Here is a 2213-nt window from a genome sequence, read left to right on the forward strand (position 1 = left end):
CGGCATGGACGGCTCGGCGATGGCCTCGGATGACGGCATTGTGCTGCGCGTGCCGCTCATGGAGGACGAGCCGCCCGGCGCGGACCTGTTCCTCTTCGACGCGGATGAGCTGGACGGGATTGTCACCGCGCAGGTGGGCGGGTCGGCGCTCTTCGCGTCCCGCTTCCGTGAGTGCGCGGCGCGGGCGCTGCTGCTGCCGCGCCATAACCCGTCAAAGCGCAGCCCGCTGTGGCAGCAGCGGCAGCGCTCGGCCCAGCTGCTGGACGTGGCGCGGAAATTCCCCACCTTTCCGATCATCCTTGAGACGGTGCGCGAGTGCCTCCAGGACGTCTACGATCTCCCCGCACTGAAGGACATCGCGGGGCAGATCGACCGCCGCGAACTGAGGATCGTCGAGACCACCACGTCCCAGCCCTCGCCGTTCGCCCGCACCATGCTGTTCGGGTACGTGGCGTCCTTCCTCTACGAGGGCGACTCCCCGCTCGCCGAGCGCCGCGCGGCCGCACTGTCCCTTGACCCCACCCTCCTGAACGAGCTGCTGGGCCGGGCGGAACTGCGTGAACTGCTCGACGCCGGTGTCATCACCGACACTGAAAACGAGCTCCAGCGCCTGGCCCCCGACAGGAAAGTGCGGGGGCTGGAGGGAGTCGCGGACCTGCTCCGGCTGCTCGGCCCGCTCACCTCCGCCGAGATCGCCGAGCGATCCGAGGAACCCGGAAGCACCGTCGACCACGTCAACGCACTGGTCGCGGCCAACCGGGCGCTGCGCGTCAACATCGCCGGCGCCGAGCGCATCGCTGCGGTGGAAGACGCCGCCCGGCTCCGCGACGCCCTTGGGGTGCCGCTGCCCATGGGCGTTCCCCTGGCCTTCATTGAACCGGTGCCGGACCCCCTCGGCGACCTGGTGGGACGTTATGCCCGCACCCACGGGCCCTTCACCGCGGCGGAAGCCGCCGCGAGGCTGGGACTGGGTGTCGCCGTCGTCGTGACCGCCCTGCAGCGGCTTTCCGCGGACGGCCGGGTGGTGGAAGGCGAGTTCCGGCCAACGGCGGCCTCGCCCGGACATGAGGCCGCGGCCAGTGAATGGTGTGACGCCGAGGTCCTCCGGCGGCTCCGGCGCAGGTCACTCGCGGCGCTCCGGCACGAGGTGGAGCCGGTGGATCCGGCCGCGTATGGGCGGTTCCTGCCGGCGTGGCAGCACGTCGGTTCCGGGCTGCGCGGGCTCGACGGGGTGGCCACCGTCATCGACCAGCTGTCGGGCGTGCCGATTCCCGCCTCCGCGTGGGAGCCGCTCATCCTGCGCACACGGGTCTCCAACTACAGCCCGGCCATGCTGGATGAGCTGGCCGCGACGGGCGAGGTGGTGTGGTCCGGCGCGGGGTCGCTCCCCGGCAACGACGGCTGGATTTCACTCCACCTCGCCGAGAATGCGCCGCTCACGCTGCGGCCGGACCCCGAATTCGAGGCCACGCCCCTGCAGCAGGAACTCCTGGAGCTCCTCGCCGGCGGGGGTGCGTACTTCTTCCGCCAGCTGGTCCAGGGGCTGACCAACGGGGACCAGCCGGCCGATCAGACGGTGACAGCGGCGCTGTGGGATCTCGTCTGGGCCGGACGGATCGGGAATGACACCTTCACCCCGGTGCGGTCCCTGCTCGCCGGCGGGAAAACCGCCCACAAGCAGCGCACCCCCACCCCGCGGGCACGGACAGCGCGGATGGGACGGCTGGGCAGGGCGCCCTCCCTGACCGGCGGCAGCCTGCGCTCGGCGGGACTGGCGGGCGGGAACGACGGCGGCACCGGCTACCAGCGCAGCACTCCTCCGCAGGTGGCCGGCCGGTGGTCCCTCCTTCCCGCCACTGAGGGTGACGCCACCATCTCCGCGCACGCCACCGCCGAGTTGCTACTGGACCGTTACGGCGTCCTCACCCGCGGCTCCGTTGCAAGTGAGGGCATCCCGGGCGGTTTCGGGCTCATGTACAAGATGCTGTCCCGCCTCGAGGAGATGGGGCGCTGCCGCCGCGGGTATTTCATCGAGCACCTCGGCGCCGCACAGTTCGCCGTGCCGGCCACCGTGGACCGGCTCCGCTCCTTCAGCGCCGACGCCCGCCCTGACGCGTCCGTGGCGAAGCAGCCCACCGCCGTCGCGCTCGCCGCCACCGACCCGGCAAACCCGTTCGGCGCCGCACTGGGCTGGCCGCCGCATGACGGCGGGC

1 protein-coding gene is annotated in these 2213 nt (G+C 72.0%); it reads left to right on the top strand.

Features of this window, described 5'->3' with window-relative positions:
• Positions 1-2213 (top strand): Lhr family helicase (locus tag X803_RS17980; protein ID WP_343299597.1); only part of this gene is annotated, 2213 nt, incomplete at both ends.

The sequence above is a fragment of the Arthrobacter sp. 35/47 genome (assembly GCF_000520475.1).
Classification (GTDB): Bacteria; Actinomycetota; Actinomycetes; order Actinomycetales; family Micrococcaceae; genus Arthrobacter_D; species Arthrobacter_D subterraneus.